This is a genomic window from Streptomyces sp. NRRL S-340, from assembly GCF_000720185.1.
Taxonomy (GTDB): domain Bacteria; phylum Actinomycetota; class Actinomycetes; order Streptomycetales; family Streptomycetaceae; genus Streptomyces.
In genome coordinates this window covers 32,354-58,885 of record NZ_JOIY01000032.1, presented here as the reverse complement: position 1 = coordinate 58,885, position 26,532 = coordinate 32,354, and the positions used below count along the sequence as shown (strand labels likewise).

At 75.8% G+C, this 26,532-nt stretch carries 17 protein-coding genes; 13 read left to right on the top strand and 4 right to left on the bottom strand.

Annotation, left to right across the window (positions count from 1 at the left end; all coding sequences use genetic code 11):
- Window positions 1-5: 5 nt before the first annotated feature.
- From IG64_RS24155 to IG64_RS24115, 9 genes are all read left to right on the top strand, one after another.
- Window positions 6-1,271 carry a 6-phospho-beta-glucosidase gene (locus tag IG64_RS24155; protein ID WP_037859774.1) on the top strand — a complete coding sequence of 422 codons (1,266 nt, stop codon included), beginning with the start codon at window positions 6-8 and terminating at the stop codon, window positions 1,269-1,271.
- Window positions 1,262-2,233 carry an N-acetylglucosamine kinase gene (locus IG64_RS24150; RefSeq protein WP_037859772.1) on the top strand — a complete coding sequence of 324 codons (972 nt, stop codon included), beginning with the start codon at window positions 1,262-1,264 and terminating at the stop codon, window positions 2,231-2,233. Before IG64_RS24155 ends, IG64_RS24150 begins: the two co-directional genes overlap by 10 nt.
- A gap of 297 nt (window positions 2,234-2,530) precedes the next feature.
- The gene (locus IG64_RS24145; RefSeq protein WP_037859771.1) at window positions 2,531-3,982 is read left to right on the top strand and encodes a hypothetical protein; all 1,452 of its coding nucleotides are present in this window, start codon (window positions 2,531-2,533) and stop codon (window positions 3,980-3,982) included.
- Window positions 3,983-4,017: 35 nt separating this feature from the next.
- Complete coding sequence (locus IG64_RS24140) at window positions 4,018-5,037, top strand: glutamate ABC transporter substrate-binding protein (protein ID WP_037859770.1); 1,020 nt, start codon at window positions 4,018-4,020, stop codon at window positions 5,035-5,037.
- A 90-nt stretch (window positions 5,038-5,127) separates the two neighbouring features.
- Window positions 5,128-6,459: a hypothetical protein gene (locus IG64_RS24135; RefSeq protein ID WP_037859769.1), complete on the top strand. Its 1,332-nt coding sequence runs from the start codon at window positions 5,128-5,130 to the stop codon at window positions 6,457-6,459.
- Entirely contained in the window at window positions 6,456-9,092 is a 2,637-nt protein-coding gene (locus IG64_RS24130; protein ID WP_037859768.1) for a serine/threonine-protein kinase, read from the top strand. The genes IG64_RS24135 and IG64_RS24130 overlap by 4 nt, the downstream gene beginning before the upstream one ends.
- A gap of 3 nt (window positions 9,093-9,095) precedes the next feature.
- Window positions 9,096-10,565, top strand: coding sequence for a PP2C family serine/threonine-protein phosphatase (locus IG64_RS24125; RefSeq protein ID WP_037859766.1), 1,470 nt, complete (start codon window positions 9,096-9,098; stop codon window positions 10,563-10,565).
- 250 nt (window positions 10,566-10,815) lie between these two features.
- Complete coding sequence (locus IG64_RS24120) at window positions 10,816-12,162, top strand: vWA domain-containing protein (protein ID WP_037859764.1); 1,347 nt, start codon at window positions 10,816-10,818, stop codon at window positions 12,160-12,162.
- 82 nt (window positions 12,163-12,244) lie between these two features.
- Window positions 12,245-13,903: an FHA domain-containing protein gene (locus tag IG64_RS24115; RefSeq protein ID WP_037859762.1), complete on the top strand. Its 1,659-nt coding sequence runs from the start codon at window positions 12,245-12,247 to the stop codon at window positions 13,901-13,903.
- 16 nt (window positions 13,904-13,919) lie between these two features.
- On the opposite strand, the gene IG64_RS24110 is transcribed toward IG64_RS24115, so the two are convergent.
- Window positions 13,920-14,918: a methyltransferase domain-containing protein gene (locus tag IG64_RS24110; protein WP_037859760.1), complete on the bottom strand. Its 999-nt coding sequence runs from the start codon at window positions 14,916-14,918 to the stop codon at window positions 13,920-13,922.
- Window positions 14,919-15,025: 107 nt separating this feature from the next.
- On the opposite strand from IG64_RS24110, the gene IG64_RS24105 reads away from it, so the two are divergent.
- The 4 genes from IG64_RS24105 to IG64_RS24090 all read left to right on the top strand — a co-directional run bounded on the left by IG64_RS24105 (window position 15,026) and on the right by IG64_RS24090 (window position 23,274).
- Entirely contained in the window at window positions 15,026-15,430 is a 405-nt protein-coding gene (locus IG64_RS24105) for a globin (protein WP_037859758.1), read from the top strand.
- A 588-nt stretch (window positions 15,431-16,018) separates the two neighbouring features.
- The gene (locus tag IG64_RS24100) at window positions 16,019-19,303 is read left to right on the top strand and encodes an ABC transporter permease (RefSeq protein WP_037859756.1); all 3,285 of its coding nucleotides are present in this window, start codon (window positions 16,019-16,021) and stop codon (window positions 19,301-19,303) included.
- Window position 19,304: 1 nt separating this feature from the next.
- On the top strand, window positions 19,305-22,040 hold the full coding sequence (locus IG64_RS24095) for an FtsX-like permease family protein (RefSeq protein ID WP_107474340.1): 2,736 nt from the start codon (window positions 19,305-19,307) through the stop codon (window positions 22,038-22,040).
- Between the two features lie 274 nt (window positions 22,041-22,314).
- The gene (locus IG64_RS24090; RefSeq protein ID WP_037859751.1) at window positions 22,315-23,274 is read left to right on the top strand and encodes an ABC transporter ATP-binding protein; all 960 of its coding nucleotides are present in this window, start codon (window positions 22,315-22,317) and stop codon (window positions 23,272-23,274) included.
- Between the two features lie 370 nt (window positions 23,275-23,644).
- Here IG64_RS24090 and IG64_RS24080 read toward each other — a convergent pair whose 3' ends face one another.
- The 3 genes from IG64_RS24080 to ettA are packed head-to-tail and all read right to left on the bottom strand — an operon-like array spanning window position 23,645 to window position 26,444.
- Window positions 23,645-24,361: a hypothetical protein gene (locus IG64_RS24080; protein WP_037859745.1), complete on the bottom strand. Its 717-nt coding sequence runs from the start codon at window positions 24,359-24,361 to the stop codon at window positions 23,645-23,647.
- The gene (locus tag IG64_RS24075; protein WP_037859742.1) at window positions 24,358-24,771 is read right to left on the bottom strand and encodes an acyl-CoA thioesterase; all 414 of its coding nucleotides are present in this window, start codon (window positions 24,769-24,771) and stop codon (window positions 24,358-24,360) included. The genes IG64_RS24080 and IG64_RS24075 overlap by 4 nt, the downstream gene beginning before the upstream one ends.
- Before the next feature lie 8 nt (window positions 24,772-24,779).
- On the bottom strand, window positions 24,780-26,444 hold the full coding sequence (gene ettA, locus IG64_RS24070; RefSeq protein ID WP_037859740.1) for an energy-dependent translational throttle protein EttA: 1,665 nt from the start codon (window positions 26,442-26,444) through the stop codon (window positions 24,780-24,782).
- Window positions 26,445-26,532: the final 88 nt, after the last annotated feature.

Below are 26,532 nucleotides of genomic sequence, written 5' to 3'. Positions count from 1 at the left end.
CACACATGAAACTCACCGTGGTCGGCGGCGGTTCGACCTACACCCCCGAACTCATCGACGGATTCGCCCGGCTCAGGGACACCCTGCCGGTCGGGGAACTGGTCCTGGTCGACCCCGCGGCCGACCGCCTGGAGCTGGTGGGCGGCCTGGCCCGCCGCATCTTCGCCAAGCAGGACCACCCCGGCCGGATCGTCACCACCTCCGACCTGGACGCGGGCGTGGAGGGCGCCGACGCCGTCCTGCTCCAGCTGCGCGTCGGCGGGCAGGCCGCCCGGCAGCAGGACGAGACCTGGCCGCTGGAGTGCGGCTGCGTGGGCCAGGAGACGACCGGCGCCGGCGGCCTGGCCAAGGCGCTGCGCACGGTCCCGGTCGTCCTGGACATCGCCGAGCGCGTACGGCGCGCCAACCCCGACGCCTGGATCATCGACTTCACCAACCCGGTCGGCATCGTCACCCGCGCCCTGCTGGAGGCCGGGCACCGCGCCGTCGGCCTGTGCAACGTGGCGATCGGCTTCCAGCGGAAGTTCGCCGCGCTGCTGGACGTGGCACCCCACGACGTCCACCTGGACCACGTGGGCCTGAACCACCTCACCTGGGAGACCGGGGTGCGCCTGGGCGGCCCCGAGGGCGAGGACGTGCTGCCCCGGCTGCTGGCCGGGCACGGCGACGCCGTCGCCGCCGACCTGCGCCTGCCCCGCCAGGTCCTGGACCGCCTCGGCGTCGTCCCGTCCTACTACCTGCGCTACTACTACGCGCACGACCAGGTCGTCGACGAGCTGCGCACCAAGCCCTCCCGGGCCGCCGAGGTCGCCGCCATGGAGCGCGAACTGCTCGCGATGTACGGCGACCCGGCCCTGGACGAGAAGCCGGCCCTGCTCGCCAAGCGCGGCGGCGCCTACTACTCGGAGGCGGCCGTGGACCTGGCCGCCGCGCTGCTGGGCGGCGGCGGCAGCCCGTACCAGGTGGTCAACACCCGCAACCGGGGCACGCTGCCGTTCCTGCCGGACGACGCCGTCATCGAGGTGCAGGCGGCGGTCGGCCCCAAGGGCGCCACCCCGCTGCCCGTGGCCCCCGTGGACCCGCTGTACGCGGGTCTGGTGGCGAACGTGACGGCGTACGAGGAACTGGCCCTGCGGGCGGCGCTGCACGGCGGCCGCGACCGCGTCTTCCGCGCCCTCCTCGCCCACCCCCTGATCGGCCAGTACGCCTACGCCGAGACCCTCACCGACCAGCTGATCGCACACAACCGGGAGCACCTCGCGTGGGCCTGACCGCAAGCGTCCTCGCCATCGACGCGGGCAACAGCAAGACCGACGTCGCGGTCGTGGCGGCCGACGGGAACGTCCTCGCCACGGCCCGCGGCGGCGGGTTCCGGCCGCCGGCCGTGGGCGTCGAGACGGCGGTGGACGTCCTCGCGGACGCCGTCGGGCGCGCCTTCGCCGAGGCCGGCGTCACCTCGGTCGCGCACGTCTCGGCCTGTCTGGCCAACGCCGACCTGCCCGTGGAGGAGGAACAGCTCGCGGCGGCCCTGCACGCGCGCGCGTGGGGCACGACGGTGGAGGTCCGCAACGACACGTTCGCCGTCCTGCGCGCGGGCGTGGCCGAGCCGCGCGGGGTGGCGGTGGTCTGCGGCGCGGGCATCAACTGCGTCGGCATGCGTCCGGACGGCCGCACGGCCCGCTTCCCCGCGATAGGCCGCATCTCGGGTGACTGGGGCGGCGGGTGGGGCCTGGCGGAGGAGGCCCTGTGGTTCGCCGCGCGCGCGGAGGACGGCCGCGGCGAGCCGACCGCGCTGGCCCGCACGCTGCCCGGCCACTTCGGGCTGGAGTCCATGTACGCCCTGATCGAGGCGCTGCACCTCGACCACGTCGACCAGGAACGCCGTCACGAACTGACGCCCGTCCTGTTCGCGACGGCCGCCGGGGGCGACCCGATCGCCCGCTCGATCGTGGAACGCCTGGCGGAGGAGGTCGTGGCCATGGCGGCGGTCGCGCTGACCCGTCTCGGCCTCCTCGGCGAGCGGACGCCCGTGCTTCTGGGCGGCAGCGTCCTGGCCGCCCGCCACCCGCAACTCGACGCGGCCCTGCGCGAACGCCTGTCCGCCCGGGCCCCGAAGGCCGTCCCGCGGGTGGTCACGGCCCGCCCGGTGCTCGGCGCGGCCCTGCTGGGCCTGGACCACGTGGGGGCACCGGCGGAGGTCCAGGAAAGGGTACGGGCGCACTTCGAACGCTGAGCGTGCCGGGAACGCCGAACGGAGCGCGTAGGCGCGGCGCGTGTGACGGGCAGGACCCCTCGTGGTGTCCTGCCCGTCACACGTGCCGCGTCCGGCCCGGGCAGGCCACGGCCGCCGTGCGGAGGGAACCGAACCGGCCCGGGCGGCGTATTCATGGGCAGGGGGTGGTGCGGGACGTTCGTCGTGGGCTCGGCCGGGCGGCCCCGCCGCGATCGGATCAAGATCCAGTGAAGGCCGGTGCGGATGCCGGCCCGGGAAGGGATACTTGCGGCGACGGATGACCACGGGGGGTCAGCAGTGACACACTCGCCGAACAGCAGCGCGGCACCACCGGGCCCCGGCGCGCCCGTGCTGCCCGCCGTGCCGCCGCAGCCCTCCGCGCCCGTCCGGCCGCACGCGCCGGCGGCTCCGGTCCCCGCGCCGCCGCGCCGTACGGCGTTCGCCGAGGGCGCCGAGCGGCTGCGCGCCGCCGCCGTCACCGAGCCCGGCCGGCTGCGCCTGATCGGCGCGCTGCTGGCGCTGCTGGTCGTCGCGTTCGGCGCCGTCGCCGCCTGGCAGAGCACCGACCGGCAGTCGGCCGCCGACGACGTGCTGCACCACAGCCAGCCCCTCAGCTCCGAGGCCGCCGCGATCTTCCGCTCCCTCGCCGACGCCAACACCATGGCGAGCAGCGGGTACCTGGCGGGTCTTCAGGAGACGCGCGCCACCCGCGAGCGCTACGAGGCGGACATCCGCACCGCCGCCCAGGGCCTGGTCACCGCCGCCGCCAACTCCGCACCCGGCTCACCCTCCGCGAAGACCATCGGCGATCTCAACGAACTGCTGCCGCGCTACAAGGGCCTGGTGGAGTCGGCCCGCGCCAACAACCGCCAGGGCTTCCCGGTCGGCGGCGCCTACCTGCGCGCCGCCAACACCATGATGCAGGACCGGATGCTCCCGGCCGCCGAGACGCTGTACCGCACGGAGAACAGGCAGCGCAGCGCGGACTACGGTGACGCGACCCCCTACCCGTGGGCGGCCATCGCCCTCGGGGTGCTCGCCCTGGCCGCCCTCGGCTGGGCCCAGCACCGCGACTACCGGCGGACCAACCGGGTGCTGAACCAGGGCCTGGTGGCCGCCGCGGCGGCGACCGCCGCCGTCCTGCTGTGGCTGGTCGTCGGCCACAGCGTCGCCCGCGCGGGGCTCGACGACTCCCGGCACGGCGTGGAGTCGCTCAACGTGCTGCACGACGCCCGGATCGCCTCCCTCAAGGCCCGCGGCGACGAGAACCTCACCCTGGTCAGCCGCGGCGCCGAGACCCGGACCCTGGCGGACGGCACGGTCATGGACGCCTACGACTGGAAGTACGACCAGGAGATCGGCGGCCTCGCCAGGACCCTGGCCCGGGCCGAGTCGCTCGCCGACGACCCGGCGGGCCGCGATCCGGTGCGGGCGGCGAGCCAGTCGGTGAAGGTCTGGAAGTCCCGCCACGCGCTGGCCCGCGAGGCGGACGACGCCGGGGACTACCGGGCCGCCCGCGACCGGGTCATCGGCACGGGGGCGACGGCGCAGGCGACGGGCGAGTGCTTCGACGGCGTCGACGCCTCCCTCGCGACGGCGCTCGCCCACGAGACACAGGAGTTCGAGAGCGCCGCGAAGGACGGGCTGGCCGCGATGAGCTACCTGCCGGCCGGCTCCGCGGTGCTCGCCCTGCTCGGCGCCGCCGGTGCTCTGCTGGGCATCGGGCGGCGGCTGTCGGAGTACCGGTGAGAGAGGGCGGGACAGGGGTGGAAGGAGGCGTGCGGATGCGAGTGCGGCAACTGCGGTCCGGTCTCAAGGGCTGGGGCGGGGTCGGCGCAATGGCCGTCGTCTGCGTCCTGGCGCTGGCGTTCGCCCTGGCGCTGCCCAGCACCCAGACGCACGGCCGGCGCACCCCCCGGGCCGCCGGCGCCGCAGGGACCGCCCAGGGGATGCAGGCCAGGGCCGGGGACTGCGTGGACGGCGACGCCCAGAACCGCAGCCTCCCGCCCGCGGACGCCGACGGCCCCGCCGTCAGCGCGATCAGGAAGCGCGGCACCCTCGTGGTGGGCGTCGACCAGAACAGCTACGGCTGGGGCTACCGCAACCCGAACGACGCCTCCGACGACCTGGACGGCTTCGACATCGCCCTGGCCCGCCGTATCGCCAGGGAACTCCTCGGCGACGCGGGGAAGATCACGTTCCGGGCGATCCCCACCAACGAGCGCGAGCACGCGGTCGACTCCGGCCGGGTCGACATGGTGGTCCGCACCATGACCATCACCTGCAAGCGCCTGGAGAAGGTGGCGTTCTCCGCCCCGTACTTCCTGACCGGGCAGCAGGTCCTCGCGCCGCGCACGTCCCCGGTCACCGGCTACGACAAGTCGCTCGCCGGGAAGAAGGTCTGCTCCGCGACCGGTTCGACGGCCTACGACCACCTGGCCGCCGACAAGGAGAACGGCACCCTGCCCGCCTCCACCGACATCTCCACCACCGTCCCCAACCAGCTGGACTGCCTGGTGCGGCTGCAACTCGGCGAGGTGGACGCGGTGGTGACCGACGGCGCCCTCGCCGCCAGCCAGGCCGCGCAGGACCCGGCGGTGGAGCTGAAGGGCGGCACCTTCACCAAGGAGTACTACGGCGTGGCGATGAAGCGGGGCGCCGACGATCTGGTACGTCAGGTCAACCGGATACTGGAGAACTACCGCAAGGACGGGGGCTGGAAGCAGGCGTACGACCACTGGCTGTCCCGCACGCTGGGTAAGGATTCGGAGTCGGCGACTGCGCCGGCGCCCGGCTACCGGTGACCGGCACCCGGTGCCCGCACGGGCGGTGACCGGGGACGCCACCGGGCGGCGTACGACCGACGGAACACGAAGAGCAGCGAGAGGTGATCGATGGGCGGCGCGGACCCCGCCGGGCCGGTGCTGGACCGGGACGAGGTGGACCGTGCGCTGGCGCGGCTCGGCGCGGAGCACGAGGCGATCGAGACCTCCCTCCTCGCCCTGCAGGACCACGCGGGCCGCAGACTCCTCGAAGGCGCCCGGCTCACCGGCGTCACCCAGGAGCGCTGGGCGGCGGCGGAGGCCTCGATCACGCTGCTGTGGACGTACTTCGACGCCTACACGGGAGCGCTGCGCACCGCACGGGAGATCCGCTCCCGGCGCCGCTGGTCCAGCCGCGAGGACCTGGCGGAGCTGACCGAGCTGCTGCGCGGCGAGTCCGTCACGGTCCCCGGCTCGGCCGCCGCCGCGGCGAACGGGCGGGGCCCGGCGGGTCCGGGCCGGCTCAGCCACAGCTTCTCGCTGGCCGCGCTGGTGGACCGGATGAACGAGCTGTACGCGAGCAGCCTGGACACGGTGGTCGCCGCCGACGCCGTGTGGTCGGCGCTGCCCGCCCGGATCGATCTGCTCGCCGCCGAACTGCAGCGCACCCGCCGCCTGGCGCACTCGGTCGGCGTCCGCCCCGGCGAACACCCGGCGGGCGACGACCTGGAACGCATCACCCGCACCCTCACCGCCCTGCGCGAGCAGGTGATCAGCGACCCGCTCGCCCACTGGGTGCCCGCGCAGGGCAGTTCGGCGCCGGGCGGCGGCCGGCCGGACACCACGGTGTACGACCGGGAGGCACGCGCGCTGGAGGAGGTGCGCCGGGAGATCGACGCCGTGCTCGGGGTGCGGCAGGACGCCGAGCAGCGGCTGATCCGGCTGCGGGACGTGCTCTCGCGCGCGGACCGCACGCTCGCCGAGGCCCGCACCGCGCGCGGTGAGGTGCTGGCGAAGATCGCCGCCACGGAGGTGCCGGTGGTCAGCGGCCCGCCGACCGCGCTGCAGGAGCAGTTGGCGACGGCCGCCGAGTACCGCAGGCAGGCCCAGTGGCACCGCCTGTCACCGCTCCTGGAGGCGCTGGAGCAGAAGGCGGAGGACGAACTGCTGCGGGCCCGCGAGTCGTTGACGGCGGTGACCGCCCCGCTGGCGGTCCGCGCCGAGCTGCGCGGCCGGCTGGACGCGTACAGGGCGAAGGTGGCGCACAGCGGCCTGGCGGAGGACCCGCTGCTGGTCGAGCGGTACGACGCGGCCCGCCGCATGCTGTGGAGCGCGCCCTGCGACCTGCGGGTGGCCGAGCAGGCGGTGCTGCGCTACCAGCGGGCGGCGGCCGAACTGCTCGGCGCGGCGCGGGTGCCCCGCCAGGGCGGCCCGCGCGACGACGGGGACAGGGGGGAGTCATGAGCCAGGCGGGGCAGACCTGTCAGCGGCCGGCCTGCGGCGGCGCGTACGAGGACGTGGGCGGCGGCGAGCTGTACTGCGACACCTGCGGTCTGGCCCCGGTGGTGTCGGCGACCGGCATGGTCGCCTCGGCGCCCACCGGGGTCGCCGGCGGCGGCAGGGGGTCGGCGGGCAGCGGGAGTCCGGGCTCCAGCGCGCGCGGTGCCCGCGGCACGGGCACGTCGTCGCAGTCCTCGAAGTCGCGCCGCTCCGTGTCCGGGCGGCTCTCGCGTTCCCTGTCGGGCCGCTCCACCAGCCGCTCGGTGTCGGTGCGCGGTTCCGGCTCGGCCGCGAGCTCCTCCGGCCGCAACCGGCTGGGGGCCGGTCTCGTCCAGGTGCCGCAGGTGCCGCGCCCCGACCCGCGGTCGATGGTGCTGGCCGGCCCCGAGGTGCCCGAGCGCAAGCGGTTCTGCTCGCGTGCGGACTGCGGGGCGCCGGTGGGCCGGGCCCGCGGTGAGCGGCCGGGCCGTACGGAGGGCTTCTGCACCAAGTGCGGGCACCCGTACTCCTTCGTGCCCAAGCTGAAGGCCGGGGACGTGGTGCACGGCCAGTACGAGGTCGTGGGCTGCCTGGCGCACGGCGGTCTGGGCTGGATCTACCTGGCCGTGGACCGGGCCGTGTCCGACCGGTGGGTGGTCCTCAAGGGCCTGCTGGACACCGGCGACCAGGACGCGATGGCGGCGGCCATCTCCGAGCGGCGCTTCCTCGCGGAGATCGAGCACGCCAACATCGTGCGGATCTACAACTTCGTGGAGCACCTGGACCAGCGCACCGGGTCCCTCGACGGCTACATCGTCATGGAGTACGTCGGCGGCAAGTCGCTCAAGGAGATCGCCAACGCCCGCCGCACCGCGGACGGCAGACGCGATCCGCTGCCGGTGGAACAGGCGTGCGCGTACGGCATCGAGGCCCTGGAGGCGCTCGCCCACCTGCACAGCCGCAACCTGCTGTACTGCGACTTCAAGGTCGACAACGCGATCCAGACCGAGGACGAGCTGAAGCTGATCGACATGGGCGCGGTGCGCCGCATGGACGACGAGGAGTCGGCCATCTACGGCACGGTCGGCTACCAGGCGCCCGAGGTCGCCGAGACCGGCCCGTCGGTGGCCAGCGACCTGTACACGGTGGGCCGTACGCTCGCCGTGCTCACCTTCGACTTCCAGGGCTACACGAACGTCTTCGTGGACTGCCTGCCCGACCCGGACACCGTCGAGGTGTTCCGCCGCTACGAGTCCTTCTACCGGCTGCTGGTGCGCGCCACCGACCCCGACCCGGACCGCAGGTTCGCCTCCGCGCAGGAGATGGCCGAGCAGTTGACGGGTGTGCTGCGGGAGGTCGTGTCGCTGCAGACGGGCCGGGCGTGTCCGGCGCTGTCCACGCTCTTCGGTCCCGAGACCAAGGTCACGGACACGGAGTTGTTCCCGCCGCTGGAGGGGGACGTGTCCCGGCTGGGGACGCGGGCCCGGCGCGGCCGCGGATCCCCGGCCGCCGCTTCGGCACCCGCACCCGGCACCGCGCCTGCCGCCCCGGCCGGAGCCCTCGCCCCGGCCGCCGACCCCGGTCCGGCCCGAGCCCTCGCCGCCGCCGGCGCCGCCGGCCCGGCGCCCGTGGCCGCGCACGTCCCTGCCGCACCCGCCGCCCCTGCCGCCGTGCCGGTGCCCGTCAAGCCGGCCGGGGCCCCGGCGGCGGCGCTCGCCCTGCCCGTCCCGCACGTCGACCCCACCGATCCCGACGCGGGTTTCCTGGCGGGCCTGCCGGCCTCCGCGCCCGCCGAGCTGATCCACGCCCTGGCCGCCGCGCCCGCCCGGTCGGCCGAGACCCGGCTGCGCGAGGTCCGCGCCCGGCTGGAGACCGGCGAGGCGGCGACCGCCCTGCGGGTGCTGCGCGCACTGGAGGAGCAGCACCCCGACGACTGGCGGGTCGTCTGGTACCGGGGCCTGGCGTCCCTGGTCACCGCCGACCACGAGGAGGCGGCGCTCGCCTTCGACGCGATCTACGACGCCTTCCCGGGCGAGATCGCGCCGAAGCTGGCGCTCGGCCTGTGCGCGGAGGTGCTCGGCCAGCTCGACAACGCGGCCGAGTACTACCGGCTGGTCTGGGCGACCGACCCCAGCCATGTCAGCGCGGCCTTCGGGCTGGCCCGGGTCCAGCTCGCCGGCGGTGACCGCCGGGCGGCGGTGCGGACCCTGGAGTCGGTCCCGGAAGCCTCCATCCACTACACGGCGGCCCGGGTGGCGGCGGTCCGGGCGCGGCTGCGCCACCGTTCGGCGCCCGCCTCCGACACGCCGTTCCTGGAGGATCTGACGGCCGCCGCCGGGCAGGTGGAGGCGCTGCGGGCGTACGGTCTGGACCCGGCGCGGCGCGAGCTGCTGTCGGCGGAGGTACTCGGCTGCGCGCTGGACTGGGTACTCTCCGGGGGCCGGGCCACCGACCCGTCCTCGCGGCGGGTGCTGCTCGGCAGCGACCTGGACGAGCGGGGACTCCGCTTCGGCCTGGAGCGTACGTACCGCACGCTGGCCCGGCTGGCGCCCGGCGGCGAGGAGAGGATCGACCTGGTGGAACGTGCCAACCGTTACCGCCCCCGGACATGGGTGTAGTTGATGTCGCAGATGCCCCAGCAGGCCGCCTTGTCGAACTGCCCGAGCTGCGCGGAGCCGCTTGAGTCGGGTGACCGTTTCTGCGGCGCCTGCGGATACGACCTGTCCGTGGCCGCCGCGCCCGCGCACGACACGCCGACGGTCCAGATGAACGGCGGCGCCGTGCCGCGCCCCTCCGCACCGGCCGAGGGCGGCGCGGGGGGCGGCGCGTGGCCGCTCGCTCCCCGGCCGGACGGTTCCGGCGCCGCGCGCGGGCAACGCCCCGCGGACGTCGCGGGCACCGGATCGGGCGGCGCGCCGCTGCCCGCGCAGGGCGGGCAACCGGAACCGGCGCCACCGGCCCCGGGCGCGGGGCCCGGTCCGGCGGCGGAGCCCGAGGAGTACCCGCTGCAGGCCCCGGACCCGCGATCGGCCGCCGCCGGCGAGGACTTGGCCGGTGCGGACGGCATGCCCGGTGCCGGGGGCGCCGCGGCTGCCGCGGCCGGTGCCCCGGCGGCGGGCGCCGGGGGGCCCGGCGAGGTCTCCGTGCCGGGCGGGAGCACCGTACCCGCAGGGGCCGCCGCCGTCTGCGTGGCCTGCCGGGCGGGACGGGTGGACAGCGACGGGTACTGCGAGAACTGCGGGCACGCCCAGCCCCGTGAACGCGACCACATGGAACGGGAGTCGGGTCCGGTCGCCGCGGTCAGCGACCGGGGCCGGCGCCACCACCGCAACGAGGACGCTTTCGCGGTCGGCAACGCGGTCCTGCCCGACGGTTCGGCCGCGTCGGTGGCCATCGTCTGCGACGGCGTGTCCTCCGCGACCCGCCCCGACGAGGCCTCCCTCGCCGCGTCCCGGGCGGCGATCGACAGCCTGCTGGCCGCCCTGCCGCGGGGCACGCACCCGCAGCAGGCCATGCACGACGCCATCGTCGCCGCCGCGCGGGCGGTCGACGCGCTCGCCGAGGAGCCCGCGGGCGCCCGCGAGCACGCCCCCCAGCAGAACTCCCCCGCCTGCACGCTCGTCGGCGCGGTGGTCACCGCCGGGCTGCTGATCGTCGGCTGGGTCGGCGACAGCCGCGTCTACTGGGTGCCGGTGGACCGCGCGGCCCCGCCGGCCCGGCTCACCGAGGACGACTCGTGGGCCGCGCAGATGGTCGCCGCGGGCCTGATGAGCGAGGCACAGGCGTACGCCGACGAGCGCGCCCACGCGATCACCGGCTGGCTCGGCGCGGACGCCTACGAACTGGAGCCGCACACCGCCTCGTTCAAGCCGGACCGGGCCGGTGTGGTCGTGGTCTGCACGGACGGCCTGTGGAACTACGCCGAGACGGCCCAGGAGATGGCCGAGGTGCTGCCCCTGGACGCGGCCGTGCGCCCGCTGCACGGCGCCCGGGTCCTGGTCGGCCACGCGCTCGACGGCGGGGGCCACGACAACGTAACAGTGGCGCTCGTGCCGTTCCCGGCGCCGCCGCAGGGGGCAGGATCGGGCTGAGGGACACGGGTCCGGCCGGACCGCGCGACGGGGCGCGCCCGGTCCGGTGTCTCCGCACGGGCGGTCCCGAGGACCCGGGGAGCGAAGGGGCGAAGGACCGGGAGCCGGTGGACCGGAGGGCCGGGGTCCCGGGGAGCCCCGACGGCCGCACCGGGCCGGAGGGCCGGAGGGGGCGGCAGGGGGGCCGGCCCGGCAGAGCCGCACAGTCGTCAGCCCCGCTCGCGGGGCCCAGAGGGGGATCTGGGAAGACATGGCCAATTTCTCGAAGTCCAGCGTGCCGCGGTTCTCGGTGGACGTGTACCAGAACGAGTACCTGCCCCAGGGCGGCCGGGAGGTCAACGCCATCGTCACGGTGACGGCGACCGGCGGCGGCACCCTCGGGAGCGCGGTCACCGCCCCGCACCTGTACGCGTCGGGCGCGGGGCCGTCGGCGGCGGTGGTCATCATGGTCGACTGCTCGGGTTCGATGGACTACCCGCCGGCCAAGATGCACCACGCCCGTCAGGCCACGGCGGCCGCGATCGCCACCCTGCGCGACGGCGTGCGGTTCGCGGTGGTCGCCGGGACGCACGTGGCCACGGAGGTCTATCCCGGCGGCGGCCGGCTCGCCGTCGCCGACGCCACCACCCGCGAGCAGGCCAGGACGGCACTGCGCAAGCTCGGCGCGGGCGGCGGCACCGCCATCGGCACCTGGCTGCGGCTCGCCGGCCGGCTGCTCGCCTCGCAGGACGTCGCCATCCGGCACGGCATCCTGCTCACCGACGGCCGCAACGAGCACGAGTCGCCCGACGACCTCGCCGCGACGCTCGACGCGTGCGCCGGACGCTTCACCTGTGACGCCCGTGGTGTGGGCACCGACTGGGAAGTGAAAGAAGTCACAGGGATCGCCTCCGCGCTGCTCGGCACCGCCGACATCGTCGCCGATCCGGCGGGCCTGGCCGCCGACTTCACCGGGATGATGGAGACGGCGATGGGCAAGGAGGTCGCCGACGTCGCCCTGCGGGTGTGGACACCGGTGGGCGCCGGCATCCGCTTCATCAAGCAAGTCGCTCCGTCCGTCGAGGAGTTGACCGGCCGGCGCAGCGAGGCCGGTCCGCGCGCCGGGGACTATCCGACCGGGTCCTGGGGCGACGAGTCCCGCGACTACCACCTCTGCGTCGAGGTCCCCGGCGCGGACATCGGCCAGGAGATGCTGGCGGCACGGGTCTCCCTGGTGGTGCCGCAACCGGACGGCGGCACCCAGAACCTCGGGGCCCAGGGGCTCGTGAGGGCCGTGTGGACCGACGACCTGGCGGCCTCCACCGCGATCAGCCCGCAGGTCGCCCACTACACCGGCCAGGCCGAACTGGCACAGGTCATCCAAGAGGGGCTCGACCTTCGCAAAGCGGGTGATCGCGACGGAGCAACCACCAAACTGGGGCGCGCGGTTCAGCTCGCGAACGCCTCGGGCAACGCCGGTACGGCGAAGCTGCTCGCCAAGGTGGTGGACGTGGTCGACGCCGCGACGGGTACTGTGCGACTGAAGGCGAAGGTCGAGGAGGCCGACGAGATGACTCTCGAGACCCGGTCCACAAAGACTGTTCGTGTAAAGAAGTGATCTGCCAGACAGCGAGCCCGGCCCCTCGGGGTGGGAGAAATCCGGCCGCCGCGGCCGGAACAGGAGAGGGGGAAGCGCCGACATGCCGACCTGCCCGAACGGACACCAGTCGGGTTCCGACGACTGGTGCGAGGTCTGCGGTCACCGCATGGCCGGTGCCGTACCACCACCTCCCCCGCCGCCGCCCCCGGTCGGCGGCTACGGCTTCCCGCCCGCGCCGGGACCGGGCGGCCCGGGTGGCCCCGGCCACCCCGGAGCCCCCAACGGCCCTGGCGGCCCCGGCGGTCCTGGGGCGGCCGGCGGGTTCCCGTACCAGAGCGGGGGCCCCGGTTCCCAGCCGGAACTCTGCCCGCAGTGCCGCACGCCCCGTGAAGGCGGTGCGCCGTTCTGCGAGGAGTGCCGGTGGAACTTCCTGACGAACACCGCCACCTCGTACACCCCGGCCGCCCCGCGCCCGCCGGCGCCTGGCCCCGGCCCGGCCGGCGGCCCCGGTGCGGGTCCCGCCGGCCCGGGTGGCCCCGGTGCTCCCGGTGGCCCCGGCGGCGGTACCGGACCGCGCTTCCCGCAGGCGCCCGCCCCTTCCTACGGCAGTGGCGGTGACACCTTCGGCTACCAGGGCTCCCGGCCCTCCCAGGTGAACCGGCCGGCCGAGCCCATCCCGCCGGGTCCGCCCTTCGGCGCCGACCCCGCGGGCCGTCCGGCAGGCCCCGGCGGTCCCGGTCCTTCGGGCTTCGGTGGCGCTCCCCGCCCGGCCGGACCGCCGCCCGGAGCACCCGGGGGGCCGGGAGGCCCAGGCGGCCACTCCGGCTTCGGCGGCGATCCCTCACGACCGGTCCCGCCGCCCCCCGGCCCGACCCCGCCCGCCGGTCCCGGCGCGCCCAACGGCCCCGCGGGCCCCAACGGCCCTGGTGGCCCCGGTGGTGCCCCGCAGGCCTTCCACCGTCCCGGCCCGCCCGCGCCGCCCCCGTTCCCGCAGGAGGCGAACAGACCGCAGCCCGGCGGCCCGTCCTTCGGCGGTGGCGAGGACGACTGGGTGATCTCCCCGCCGTCGTCCACCGGACAGGGCGGCCCGGCAGGTCCCGGCAACCCGGCCGGCGGTCCCGGCGGCGGCTACGGCTACCCGCAGCCCGGCGCCACCCAGGCCCCGCCCGGCCAGGGCGGCGGCCCCGGCGGCGGTTACGGCTACCCGCAGCCCGGCGCCCGGCAGTCTCCGCCCGGCCAGGGCGGCGGTCCCGGCGGCGGTTACGGCTATCCGCAGCCCGGCGCCACCCAGGCCCCGCCGCCCGGCCCCGGCTTCCCGCAGCAGTCCCAGCAGCCGCCCCAGCCGCAGCAGCCCGCGACCTGGACGGCGACGATCGGCCCGGACCGCGAGTACTTCATGGCGATGATGCACCGCTCGGGCCCCGAGGCCGCGGGGCTGAACCTGCCCGCGTACTCGCCGGAGCAGCAGCGCACGCTCACCGGCAACCAGATCACCATCGGCCGCCGCCGGCACTCCACGGGTGACACCCCGGACATCGACCTGTCGGTGCCGCCGGAGGACCCGGGCGTCTCGCACCAGCACGCGGTGCTCGTCCAGCAGCCGGACGGCAACTGGGCGGTCGTCGACCAGAACTCGACGAACGGCACCACGGTCAACGGCTCCGAGGAGCCGATCCAGCCCTTCGTGCCGGTGCCGCTCCAGGACGGCGACCGGGTGCACGTCGGCGCGTGGACGACGATCACCGTGCGGCGCGGCTGACCGGTGTGCGTGCGGATCAACCCGGCAGGGGCCAGGTGTGCGGCCCCTGCGGGTGGTCCAGCCACGCCCAGGCACGCGCGCCGCTCACCGTGACGCCGTAGCGCTCCCGCGGCGGCCGTCCGGCGCGCTCCCACAGGTCGTAGGCCTCGCGGGCACCGGTGCGCCCGCGGACCAGGGCCAGCAGGAAACGGAACAGCTCGTCCTCACGGGCCCGGGCGGGCACGCCCTCCAGCGGTGGGAGCGGTGCGTCCGGTTCGCTCCCGCCGCCGCGCAGCGGTACGAAGTAGGCGGGCGTCCCGAGGAACGGCCCCTCAGCGTGCGTGGCGTCGCGCACGGTCAGCGCGGCCAGGCCGGTGGCGATCGGGAGCAGGATCCGGGCGCCGGGTGCGCACTGGGCGAGCCAGGCGGGCGGGACCGCGGGCAGCGCGCAGGTGGCGATGATCCGGTCGAAGGGGGCGCGTTCGGGGACCCCGCGGGCTCCGTCGCCGGTGACCACGACCGGGTGGTGGCCGGCGGCGGCCAGGTGGCGCCGCGCCGACTCGGTGATCTCCGGTTCCAGGTCGATGGTGGTGACGAGACCGTCGTCCCCGAGCCGGTGGGCGAGCAGGGCCGCGTTGTAGCCGGTGCCGGCGCCGATCTCCAGGACCCGGTCGCCGTCGGTCACCCGCAGTTCGGCCAGCATCTGCGCCATCAGCGAGGGCTGGCTGCTGGAGGAGACCAGTTCCCCGTCGCGCAGCCGCGTGGCCAGCGGCACGTCGGCGTAGGCGCCCCGCAGCCACCGCTCCCGTGCCGCGGCGTCCGGGCTCTCGCCCCACCGCCGTTCGTAGCCGCGGGGGCCGGTGACGTAGTAGTACGGCACGAAGAGGTGCCGCGGCACCTCTTCGAACGCCTCCCGCCACACCGGGTCCCGGGCCCAGGCCCCGCTCTCCTCGATCTCCCGCACCAGCGCGGCCCGCGCCGCGGCGGCGAGGCCGGCCCAGTCCCTGTCGTCGGTGTCGACGGCGTGCGCGCCCATGGCTCCACTGTGCGGCCCGATCCGCCGCGGGGCGAGCGTCCGCGGCGGGCCGAAGGACTCCTCGCGACCCCCCGGTCCTCCGTCCGGCCGTCTGAGACGATGAACGGGTGAATGAGATTCGGCGCGGCACGCTTCAGGAGCAGACCTTCTACGAGCAGGTCGGTGGGGAGGAGACCTTCCGCCGGCTCGTCCACCGTTTCTACGAAGGGGTCGCGGACGATCCCGAGCTGCGGGCGATGTACCCGGAGGAGGACCTCGGTCCCGCCGAGGAGCGGCTGCGGCTGTTCCTCATGCAGTACTGGGGCGGCCCGACGACGTACAGCGAGCGGCGCGGCCACCCGCGCCTGCGGATGCGGCACGCGCCCTTCACGGTGGACCGCGCGGCGCACGACGCGTGGCTGCGGCACATGCGCGTCGCCGTGGACGAGCTGGGCCTGTCCGAGGAGCACGAGCGGACGCTGTGGAACTACCTGACGTACGCGGCGGCCTCGATGGTCAACACCCCCGACTGAGCGGACGCACCACCGGCCGGCGGCGCGCCCCGCCTCCGCCGACAGGTCCGACCCGCTCCCTTCCCGCAGGGCCGGCGCACGGTTCCGTCACCTGCCGCAGGGGCCGACGTCGTCCCCGCCTACCTGCCGCAGGGGCCGGCGGCGCGCTCCCGCTCGCGTGGCGCACGGCTCGCGGGAAGGTCCCGGCCGAACGGCCCGTCCCCGCCGCCCTGCCGCGCGGCCCGTCCCGTTACCCTGCCCGGCCCGGGGCCGCCCGCCCCTGGCCGCCCTGTCCGAGGCCATCCGCGCCGGGACCGCCCGCCCCGAGGCCACCCGGCCCAAGGCCGGGCCCCCGCCCCCCCCGCCCGGCACCGCCCGCCCCGGCAGGCCCCCGGCCCGGGCAGGCCCGATCACGCCGCCCGGCATGTCCCTTCCGTCCGGTGCGCCCGCTCCTGCCGGGCGGACCGACCGCTCGGAGTCCCGCATTCCGGTCGGCCATCGCCGTATTCCGGTCACAATCCGATCAAGCTAGGTCCACAAGCGCTTACCCGACTCCTGTCTCCTCTGACAGCATCACCCGCAGGTCTGGACAACTTCTGGGGGAGCCGGGTGGGGGGATTCACGGGATTCGTCCTGTCGCGGGCGCGCGCGCACCGGCTGCTCCTGGCCGCCGCCGTGCTCTCGGTCCTGCTGACCACGGCGGTGCTGGCGACGCTCACCGCCTACTCCGGCGCGATCGGGGACGCCTCGCTGCGCCACTCGCTGCGGGACCCGCGCAACGCGGCCGCCGCCACCCTGGTCGTCAAGGCCGACGTGCCGCCGCGGTCCCGCGCCGCCGCCGACGCGGCCGTACGCGAGCGGGCCCGCGGCGCCTTCGACGGACTGCCGGTGACCGTGCGGTCCCTGGCCCGCTCCGGCCCCTACGCCCTCCCGCGTTCGCTCCAGCCGCCCGCCGCCCGCTCCGGCGACCCGGACCTGACGTACTTCGCCGCCCTCGACACCGCCCAGGTGCGGCTCGTCTCCGGGCGTCTGCCGCGCACCACGGCCGGCGGCGACCTGGAGGCCGCCCTGCCGCAGGCGGCGGCGCGGCGCCTGGGCCTGGAGCCCGGCGCCCGGCTGACCCTCGACGACCGGCTCGGTGACCACCAGGCCCGCGTACGGATCACCGGCCTGTACCGGCCCGCCTCGGCCGACGCGCCGTACTGGCAGCTGGACGACCTGGGCGGGCGCGGCATCCGCAAGGTCGACTTCACGACGTACGGCCCGCTCCTCGCCGACGCCGGTGTCCTCGCCGGGGGCCGGGTGAGCGCGGGACAGACCGCCTGGCAGGCCTCGGCCGACTTCTCCACGCTGACCACCGGCCGGACCGGCGCGCTGCGCGACGCCGTCCGCTCGGGCGCGGCCGCCCTGAAGAGGACGAGCGCGACCGGCGGCGAGCCGACCGTCACCACCTCGCTGCCCGACGTCCTGGACCGGATCGACCGCTCCCTGCTGGTCGCCCGCTCGACGCTGCTGATCGCGGCGCTCCAGCTGGCGCTGCTGGCCGGGTACGCGCTGCTGCTGGTGGCCCGGCTGCTGAGCAGCGAGCGCGCCGGTGAGACCCGGCTGCTGCGGGCCCGCGGCGGTTCCCGGGCCCGGCTGGCGGGCCTGGCCGCCACGGAGGCGCTGCTGCTCGCCGTGCCGGCCGTGGTGTGCGCGCCCCTGCTGGCCGGTCCGCTGACCCGGCTGCTGGCCGGGCGCGGTGCCCTGGCCCGGATCGGGCTGCACCCGGACGTCCCGGCGACGGGCGGGCCCGGGGTGTGGCTGGTGGCGGCCGGGGTGGCGCTGGGCTGTGCGCTGGCCGTGACGCTGCCCGCCCTGACGTCGTCCCTCGCGCCCGGCCGGCGGGCCCGCGCGCTGCCCGCGCCGCTGCGGGCCGGCGCGGACGTGGGTCTGCTGGCGGTGGCCGCGGTGGCGTACTGGCAGCTGAACCGGCAGTCCTCCGGCGCGGTCGGCGACAGCGGTACGGGCGCCCTCGGCATCGACCCGCTGCTCGTGACCGCGCCCGCGCTCGCCCTGCTGGCCGGCACCGTGCTGACGCTGCGGCTGCTGCCGCCGGTGGCCCGTCTCGCCGAGCGCCGGGCGGCCGGCGGGCGCGGGCTGCCGACGGCGCTGGCGGGCTGGCAGTTCAGCCGCCGCCCGACGCGCGGTGCCGGTCCGGTGCTGCTGCTGGTGCTGGCCATCGCGCTGGGCATGCTGGCGATCGGCCAGGGCGCCTCCTGGAACCGTTCGCAGGACGACCAGGCCGACTTCCTCGCCGGTGCGCCGGTGCGGGTCCTGGACGCCGGGGCGGGGGGCCTGGGCCGCAGCGAGCAGTACGCGTCCGTCCCGCACGTCGACTCCGCGGCCCCCGCCGTGCGCGCCTCGCTGCCGATGTCCGCCGACCGGACCGGGACCGTGCTCGCCCTGGACACCGCCGGCGCGGCGGGCACCGTGCTGATGCGCGGCGACCTGTCGTCCCAGCCGGTGGGTCCGCTGCTGAAGGGACTGGCGCCCCGGGCGGCGACGGCGGGGCTGAAGCTGCCCGCGGGCACCGCCCGGCTGCGGCTGACGACGGCCGTGCGCAGTTCCCCGGCCGGGCACCCGGCCGCCACGGTGGACCTGGCGGTCACCCTGGAGGACCGCTACGGCGTCCCCTACCGCAAGGCGCTGCCCTCGCTGCCCGCCGACGGCCGCGCCCGTCCCCTCGACGTGGACCTGCCCCCCGCCGCGGGGCCCCTGACGCTCACCGGTCTCGACCTGAGCGTTCCCCAGCCCGTCGACCGGGCCGCGCGCCACCGCCTGACCGTCTCGGCCGCCGAGGCCGACGGCAGCGGCGGGACGGTGACGAAGCTGACGCTGCCCACCGCCTGGACCGCGGTGTCCTCCGGCGGCGCGGACCCCCTCCCCGACGGCAGGAACACCCCGGGCGCCGCCGAGGTGGCCGCCGGCCGCCCGCTGACGGTCGCCTACGGCACCGGCTACGTGCCGCACCAGGACATGTGGGCGGAGGGCTCGGCCGTCGCCGTGCGGCTCCAGGTCACCCAGCCCGCCCAGGAGGAGATCGCGGCCGTGGCCACCGACCGCTTCCTGACCGCCGCCGGGGCCCACCCGGGCCAGCGCATGGACGTGACGTTCGCCGGCCGCAACCTCCCGGTGCGGATCGTGCGCGCGGTGCGGGAGCTGCCGACCACCGCCGGGGCGGCGCAGAGCGCCTCGCCGGACGCCGCGCACGACGGCGGCGGCCTCCTCGTCGACCTGCGGGCGGTCAACCGGATGCTCCAGACCCGCTACGGCGAGAACGCCGAGCCCACCGAGTGGTGGCTGCGCACCGTCCCCCGGTACGCGAGCGCCGTCGCCGCGGACCTGCGCTCCCTGCCCGACGTCGACCCGGCGCGAGTGGTGGTGCGCGAGGAGATCGCCGACAGCCTGCGCGACGACCCGTTCGGCGCCGGACCGGCCGCCGCGTTCACCGCGGCCGCGGCCGTGGCGGCGGCGCTGGCCGCGCTCGGCTTCGCGGTCAGCGCGGCCGGGGCGCTGCGCGAGAGGGACGCCGAGTTCGCCGTGCTGCGCGCCCTGGGCGCCCCGCGCCGCCAGCTCGCCCGGATGCTCGCCGCCGAACAGGGCGTGCTGGTGGCCCTGGGCCTGGTGGTCGGCGTGGCGCTGGGCGCCGTGCTGACCCGGGCCGTGATCCCGCTGATCGTGCTGACCGGGCAGGCCACGAAACCGGTACCGGCGGTGCTGGTCGAACTGCCGGTGGGCCAAGTGGCGCTGCTGCTGGCCGCCGTCGCCGCCGCGCCGCTCGTCGTCACGGCGGTGCTGACCCTGCGCCGGGCCGACCCGGCGGTGTCCCTTCGAGACCGCGGAGGTGAGTGAGGTGAACACCGTCGCTCCCGCCTGGGTCCGGGTACGGCTGCGCACCGCGCCGGGCGCCGCAGCCGCCCTCGCCCTGCTGGTCGCGCTGACCGCGTGCCTGGCCGCCGCCTTCCCGCGCGCCCTGGACCACTACGAGGACGCGGGCCTGGGCCGGGCCGTCGAGCAGGCGACCCCGAAACGCACCACGCTGACGGTGAGCGCCCCGCAGCCCGGTCTCCAGCTCCCGGCCGCCGAGCGGGAACGGGCGCTGCTGCCGCAGGCCCTCGGCCGCCAGTTCGACAGGATCGCCGACGCCGTCCCCGGCCCGCTCGCCGTCGACCGCGGCCAGTCGTCGTACGGCGTGCAGAACACCGCCGACCTGGAAGCGCCGGACGCGTGGATCCCACGGCCCAGCGGCATCCCGGCGCAGATCCGCCTCGTCGCGCAGAACGGACTCGCCGCGCACTCCTCCCTGCGCGCCGGGCGGCTGCCCCGCGCGAACGGTCCGGTCACCGCCGAGACCGCCGAGGTGGAGGCCGCGGTCACCGCCGAGACCGCCCGCGGCCTGCACATCGAGGCGGGTTCGGTCCTCCACCTGCCCGCCGTCTCCCGCGCCCCGCTCGCCGTCCGCGTCACCGGCATCGTCACGCCCCGCGTGCCCGACGGCGCCTACTGGGCGACCGAGTCGCTGCTGCGCTCCCCCGCCCTGATGCGGGTGCCCGGCAGCAGCGACCCGATGTACTACTGGCTCGGCGCGGTGCTGCTCCCGCCGCAGGCGGCCCCGGCCCTGCTGGCCACCAACGGCAAACCGGTCCGCTACTGGCAGATCGCCCCCGACAGCGGCACCCTGCACGCCCACGACCTCGGCCGGCTGAAGTCGGCGGTCGCCACCCTGGAGGCCGGCCCCGGTCTCGGGCGGATGCGCGCGGCCACCGACCCGGCCGCGCAGGCGAGCACCGAACTCGACGACGTCCTCACCTCCTACGACCGCCTGACCGCGAGCATCGGCCCGCTGGTCGCGGTCGCCGCGTTCGGCAGCGCGACCGTCGCCGCGGTGGTCCTGATGATGGCGGGCGGCCTGGCCGCCGACCGCCGCCGCGCCGAACTCACCCTGCTGCGCGCCCGCGGCGCCTCGCTGCGCGGCCTGACCGGACGGCTGCTGGCCGAGACCGCGGTGGTCGCCCTGCCCGCCGGGGCGCTCGGACTGGGCGCGGCGCTGCTCGCCGTCCCCGAGGGCCGCCGCCTCCCGGCGCTCCTCGCGGCCGCCGCCGTCACGGCCGTCGCCTGCCTCGCGCTCCCGTTGCGCGCGGCGGCGGCGCACCGGCTGGTGCGCCTGCACGGCCCGCGCGAGGACACGGTCTCCGTACGTCCCTCCCGGCGCCGTACGGTCGCCGAGCTGACGCTGCTGGTGATCGCCGCCGCGGCGGTGGAGGCCCTGCGCCGGCGCGGAGTCTCCGGCGCCTCCGACGCCTCCGGGAACCAGCTGGTCTCACTGGCACCGGTGCTGGTGGGGGTGATCGCGGCCCTCGTCCTGGTCCGGCTGTACCCGCTGCCGTTGCGCTGGCTGACGGGCCCGGCCGGACGGCTGCGCGGGGCGGTCGGTCATCTCTCCCTGGCCCGTGCGGGCCGTACGTCCGTGTCCGCGGTGCTGCCCCTGCTCGCCCTGCTGACCGCGCTGACCACCGCCGCGTTCGGCGGCTCCGTCCTGGCGGGGGTGGCCGACGCGCGCGACCACGCCGCGCTCATCGCCGTCGGCGCCGACGGCCGCGTCGAGGGCACCGGGGTGCTGCCGGCCGCGCTGTCCGACCGGGTGCGCAAGCTGCCCGGCGTGCGCGCGGTGACCGAGGCGGGCGTCAACTACGAGGCCAAGGCGGGCGACAACCTGACACAGACCACCCTGGCGGCCGTGGCCCCCGCCGACTACGCGGCCCTGGCCCGCCGCACCGGACTCGGCGCGTTCTCCGAGGACGCACTGCGGCGGCCGGCCGGCGACCCGAAGGCGCCGCTGCCCGCGCTGGCCTCCCCGTCGGCCGCCCAGGCCTACGGCACCCGGCCCTTCCCGGTCCGGCTGGACGACGGGACCACGGTCACCGTCCGGATCGCCGTCGTCCGGGACCGGACACCGGCCGTGATCGGCACCCGCTTCCTCGTCGTGGACCGGGCCGGACTGAGCCGCCAGGCCGCCCGCACGAGCACGCTGCTGCTGACCGGCGACCACCTGGACGCGGGCGCGCTGCGCCGGGCGGCGGGAACGTCCGTGGGCGTGCAGCTGCGCTCCGCCGAACGGGCCCGGTACGTCGACTCGCCCCTCCAGTCCGGCGCCGAGCACATCTACACGGCGGCGGTGGCGGCCGGCACCGGTTACGCGGTGCTCGCCCTGCTGCTGGCCCTGCTGCGGGCCGCGCCCGAGCGCACCGCGCTGCTCGCCCGCCTGCGCACCATGGGCCTCACCCGCGCCCAGGGCCGCCGCCTCCTCGTCCTGGAGTCCCTCCCGCAGGCCGTGCTCGCCGCGGCGGGCGGCGCGCTGACGGGCTGGGCGACCATCCGCCTGCTGTCGCCCGGGATCGACCTGACGACCATCGCGCTGCCCTCCAGCGCCGTCTCGGCCGGCGAGAACGTGCTGCGCACCGATCCGCTGTCGCTGGCCCTGCCGGCGGCGGGGGTCCTGGTGCTGGCGGTCGCCGTCGCCGTCGGACAGGCGTGGTGGACGGGCCGCAGGGGCTCCGTACGGGAGCTGCGGGCGGGGGACGCGCGATGAGCCCGTACCCGCCGCCCAGCCGCGCGGCCGGTCCCGCCGGCCGCCCTGGCCGCCCTGGCTGTCGCGACGACGACGACGGCAGCGGCGGGAACCGCCACGGCCCGGGCCGTGACAGCGGTCGCGGCAGCGGGAACCGCCGTCGCCGTGGCCGCACCAGTGGCAGCGGCACCAGCAACTGCCTCAGCCGTAACGGCGGTCACGGCACCGGCGACCGCCGTGGACGAGACCCTCGTAGCCGCCGTAGCCGTCTCAGCCGCCGTGCAGGAGTCTTCCGATGACGACGAACCCCACCCTTGCCGACCTGGCCCGGCGCGCCACCGAGGACCGCACCCGCCCGGCCTACGGCCACGACGCCCTGATCACCTGCGACCGGCTGGTGCGCATCTTCTCCACCGACGGCGTGGAGGTGCAGGCCCTCCAGGGGCTCGACCTGCTGGTGCGCCAGGGGGAGCTGATGGCTCTGGTCGGCGCGTCCGGCAGCGGCAAGTCCACCCTCATGAACATCCTCGCCGGCCTGGACACGCCCACGGCGGGCGCGGCCCGGGTCGGGGACCACGACCTGCTCGCCATGACCGCGAAGGACCGGCTGCGCTACCGCCGCGAGGTCGTCGGTTTCGTCTGGCAGCAGACCTCCCGCAACCTGCTGCCCTACCTGACCGCCGCGCAGAACGTCGCCCTGCCCATGCAGCTGTCCGGCTCCCGCGGCCGCACCCGCCGCGCCAAGGCCGAACGGGCGCTGGAACTGCTGGAGATGCTGGAGGTCGGCGAGTGCCGCGACCGGCGCCCGCACCAGATGTCCGGCGGCCAGCAGCAGCGCGTCGCCATCGCGGTGGCCCTCGCCAACAACCCCGCCGTGCTGCTCGCCGACGAACCCACCGGTGAACTCGATTCCCACACCGGCGAGCAGGTCTTCGCCGCCTTCCGCACCGCCAACGAACGCCTGGGCACCACCATCGTCATCGTCACCCACGACCAGGCGGTGGCCACCGAGGTCCGCCGCACGGTCGCCATCCGCGACGGCCGCACCTCCACGGAGGTGCTGCGCCGCAGCGAGGTGGACGAGGCGACGGGCGCCGAGCGGCTGGTCAGCCGCGAGTACGCCATGCTGGACCGCGCCGGACGCCTCCAGTTGCCGGCCGACTACACCCAGGCCCTCGGGATGCGCGACCGCGTGGCCCTGGAACTGGAGCCGGACCACATCGCCGTGTGGCCGGACGACAGCGAACAGGACTGAACCGGCAGCACGGGGCGATGGCCGCCCGGCGGAGGGTGGCGGCCCGGCGGGCCGGGCGAGACTGCCCGGCGGGCGGTGGCCGCCCGGCAGGCTGAGCAGGACTGCCCGGCGGGGTGGTGGCCGCCCGGCAGCGCGGAGCTGCCCGGCAGGCTGAGCTGAATCATCCAGCGGACGGTGGCCGCCCGGGGGCCGGGCGAGACTGACCGGCGGGATGTGGCCGCCTGGTGGGCAGGACAGGACGCCCGGCGGGAGGTGGCCGCCCGGCAGGCTGAGCAGGACTGCCCGGCGGGGTGGTGGCCGCCCGGCAGCGCGGAGCTGCTCGGCAGGCTGAGCGGAATCACCCAGCGGACGGTGGCCGGGCGGCGCCGTCTCAGCGGACGCTGACGCCCAGCGTGCCGAGGCCGGCCCGCCGTACGGCTATCGACCCGTACGGAGTGCGCAGCCGGAGCCAGGCGCCCGACGAGAACAGCGCGAGGCCGTCCGGCGCGGCGGGCGGGCCGCCGAGGGGGCCGGCGGCGCCGACGGGCGCGGCCGGCCGCAGGAAACCGAGGGACTGCGCGGCGTGCACGGCCCGCACGGGCAGCCCGGTCGGCGCGACCGTCCGGGACCAGATCTCCCGCCCGATCCGGTCGAGTTCACCGCGGGTACGGGCCTCTGGCGCCAGTTCCTCCGTGCGGGCGCGGAACTCGGCGACGGCCCCGGAGACCAGGGCGCGCAGGGAGTCGGCCGGGGGAAGCCCCCGCTCCGCCCGCCAGCCGCCGCGCGGGGGCAGCACGCCCGCCCACGGCGGCCCGGTCACCGCGGCCGGGACGGCGGCCGTTGCCGCCTTCTCGTCGACGGACTCCAGGAGTTCCCCCGCGGAGACGGTCACGTCGAGGGCGACGGCGAGCCCGTCCTCGTAGGGCTTGGCCAGAGCGACCGCGCGTACGGCCAGCACCTCGAAGGAGGCCGGCCGCCCGAACACCGCCAGGGCCGTCCCGGCCGCTTGGAGGCGGACGGCGGCGGCCCGGTCGTAGTGGAGCAGCCGGGAGAGGAAGGCGGCGAGGTCGGCCGCCTCCGTCTCGTCGGCGAGGTGGAGCACCGTCATGCGGCGACGGCCTCCTCCTCGTCCGTGTCCCGGTACTCGCGCAGGAACTCGCGCTCCTCCTCGGTGAGCCTGCGGGGCCGCTGCGCCTCGAAGTCGAACGGCACGATCACCGTGGAGGCCCGGACGTAGACCTGGTCGCCGTCCTTCACCTCGTAGCCGAGGGTGAAGGAGGCGGCCCTGATCTCGGTGACCCACAGCTCGATGTCCACCGGCTCGTGCCGGTGGACGAGCTGCCGCTTGTAGTCGATCTCGTGGCGCGCCACCACGGACCCCTGCTTGAACTGCTTGTCCGGGCGGAACAGGAAGTCGATACGGGCCTCCTCCAGGTAGCGGAGGAAGACCACGTTGTTGACGTGGCCGTACGCGTCCATGTCCGCCCAGCGCAGGGGGCAGCGGTATGTGTGGCGCATCTGCCGGCTCAGCCCCGGGTCAGCTTCTTGTAGGTGGCACGGTGCGGGCGGGCGGCGTCCGGGCCGAGCCGCTCGATCTTGTTCTTCTCGTACGACTCGAAGTTGCCCTCGAACCAGAACCACTTGGAGTCACCCTCGTAGGCGAGGATGTGCGTCGCCACGCGGTCGAGGAACCACCGGTCGTGGGAGACGACGACGGCGCAGCCGGGGAACTCGAGCAGCGCGTTCTCCAGGCTGGAGAGGGTCTCGACGTCGAGGTCGTTGGTGGGCTCGTCGAGGAGCAGCAGGTTGCCGCCCTGCTTGAGGGTGAGCGCGAGGTTGAGGCGGTTGCGCTCGCCGCCGGAGAGGACGCCGGCCGGCTTCTGCTGGTCCGGGCCCTTGAAGCCGAACGCGGAGACGTACGCCCGCGACGGCATCTCGACCTGGCCGACGTTGATGTAGTCGAGCCCGTCGGACACGACCTCCCACAGCGTCTTCTTGGGGTCGATGTTGGCGCGGGTCTGGTCGACGTAGGAGATCTTGACGGTCTCGCCGACCTTGATGTCGCCGGTGTCCGGTGTCTCCAGGCCCTGGATCATCTTGAACAGGGTGGTCTTGCCGGCGCCGTTCGGGCCGATGACACCCACGATGCCGTTGCGCGGGAGGGTGAAGGACAGGCCGTCGACGAGGACCTTGTCGCCGAAGCCCTTGTGCAGGTCGTTCACCTCGACGACCACGTTGCCCAGGCGGGGGCCCGGCGGGATCTGGATCTCCTCGAAGTCCAGCTTGCGCATCTTGTCCGCCTCGGCGGCCATCTCCTCGTAGCGCGCCAGACGCGCCTTGGACTTGGCCTGCCGCCCCTTGGCGTTCGACCGCACCCACTCCAGCTCTTCCTTGAGCCGCTTCTGCCGCTTGGCGTCCTTCTGGCCCTCGACCTTGAGGCGGGCGGCCTTGGTCTCCAGGTACTTGGAGTAGTTGCCCTCGTAGCCGTGCAGGCGGCCGCGGTCGACCTCGCAGATCCACCCGGCGACGTTGTCCAGGAAGTACCGGTCGTGGGTGACGGCGACGACGGTGCCCTCGTACTTGGCGAGGTGCTGCTCCAGCCAGTTCACCGACTCGGCGTCGAGGTGGTTGGTGGGCTCGTCGAGCAGCAGCAGGTCGGGGGCCTCCAGCAGCAGCTTGCACAGCGCCACGCGGCGCTTCTCGCCACCGGAGAGGTTGACCACGGGCCAGTCGCCGGGCGGGCAGCCCAGGGCGTCCATGGCCTGCTCCAGCTGGGCGTCGAGGTCCCAGGCGTTGGCGTGGTCCAGCTCCTCCTGGAGCTTGCCCATCTCCTCGAGCAGCGCGTCCGAGTAGTCGGTCGCCATCTGCTCGGCGATCTCGTTGAACCGGTCGAGCTTGCCCTTGACCTCGGCGACGCCCTCCTGGACGTTCTCCAGGACCGTCTTCTCCTCGTTCAGCGGGGGCTCCTGGAGCAGGATGCCGACGCTGTAACCGGGCGACAGGAACGCGTCACCGTTGGAGGGCTGCTCGAGCCCCGCCATGATCTTCAGCACGGTCGACTTACCGGCACCGTTCGGGCCGACGACGCCGATCTTGGCACCCGGAAGGAAATTCAGGGTGACGTCGTCGAGGATCACCTTGTCGCCGTGCGCCTTGCGCGCCTTGCGCATGGTGTAAATGAACTCAGCCAAGAGAAACCGTCCGGCAGCTTGAATCTGGCAGTGGGCAGATACACCCCATCTTGCCTGACCGCCACCCCTGGATGGAAACCAGTAGGGC